Annotated in this window: 2 pseudogenes; both read left to right on the top strand. The window is 67.7% G+C overall.

Going from position 1 to position 393, the window contains the following annotated elements:
• Window positions 1-139 (top strand): annotated as a pseudogene (locus ABGA94_RS04015) (FKBP-type peptidyl-prolyl cis-trans isomerase); the annotation flags it as partial.
• Window positions 120-260: pseudogene (locus ABGA94_RS04010) on the top strand (aminoglycoside phosphotransferase family protein); the annotation flags it as partial. The pseudogenes ABGA94_RS04015 and ABGA94_RS04010, both read left to right, overlap by 20 nt.
• Window positions 261-393: the final 133 nt, after the last annotated feature.

Raw genomic sequence — 393 nt, 5'->3', positions numbered from 1 at the left:
CGCGTTGCGCCAGGTCGTGATGGCCCGCAGTGGCCAGCAGGTGCCGGGCATGGCGCCGGGTTCGCAGCCGCCGAAGGTCGATCGCGTCAAAGTGTCGCAGATGATCGGTTCGTACTCGGTCGGCCCGTCGCTGGCACAGCCCGCGACCGCTGTCGGCTGCCGCCATCGTCGATGGCACGCGCGGCGCGGTATTCATCAAGCGCCATCACCACAGCGTGCGCAACGCGGCCTGCCTGGAAGAAGAACACCGCTTCATCGCGCGCAGGTCCAGGGTGACCGCCTCGCGGGGCTCGAACATCAGGCTGGCGCAGCGGCGCAGGCGCATAAGTTTCCTTCCTTCTGCCGCACAACCGGCATAGCAGCAACGACCGCGGCGCGGCCAACTTTAGCGAT

It is taken from the genome of Stenotrophomonas sp. 3diitr2024 (assembly GCF_042136455.1).
Lineage (GTDB): Bacteria > Pseudomonadota > Gammaproteobacteria > Xanthomonadales > Xanthomonadaceae > Stenotrophomonas > Stenotrophomonas sepilia.
The sequence above is the reverse complement of the archived record's forward strand: the minus strand, read 5'-3'. Positions and strand labels throughout refer to the sequence as shown.